Origin of the sequence: Pseudomonas sp. SB113 (assembly GCF_040754745.1) — a bacterium.
GTDB lineage: Bacteria > Pseudomonadota > Gammaproteobacteria > Pseudomonadales > Pseudomonadaceae > Aquipseudomonas > Aquipseudomonas grimontii.
This window is the reverse complement of sequence record NZ_JBFMHW010000225.1, coordinates 1-416: the sequence shown is the minus strand read 5'-3', so window position 1 is coordinate 416 and position 416 is coordinate 1. Positions and strand designations below refer to the sequence as shown.

1 protein-coding gene is annotated in these 416 nt (G+C 49.5%); it reads right to left on the bottom strand.

The features are described 5' to 3' along the window. On the bottom strand, window positions 1–301 hold a 301-nt coding region (locus tag AB1462_RS32285), incomplete at its 3' end, for a hypothetical protein (protein ID WP_367249193.1). Window positions 302–416: the final 115 nt, after the last annotated feature.

Below are 416 nucleotides of genomic sequence, written 5' to 3'. Positions count from 1 at the left end.
CACCTGCGAACCTGTCATGTTTCCCTCCCATTATATCAGCCCGAACCGTTAAGTAGAGCTGAAGCAAAGCGATCTTCGCACATATGCAAAAGTGACGCAAAAATAACACCTTCAATTGCCTGATCGCGACTCCATTAACGGAGATCGAGACATTGACGGTTGATATAAGACTAGGGACGAGCCTGTGCACCCAAATCTCGGAATGAATATAGGGCTGCCAGATCGGCTTAGGTTGTTGAACTGTCCTTTCGGCGGCCATGGAATAAAAAGGCCCACCGAAGCGGGCCTTGATTCTTGGCATTTACTACGACCTTATTTCGAGCCTTTATGCTCTGCACTTTGAGCATACGGCCAAGCTGCAGGTTCGATATCCAGATCGCTAAATCTTTCCGGCTCAAACACAGGCCGCGCGACGC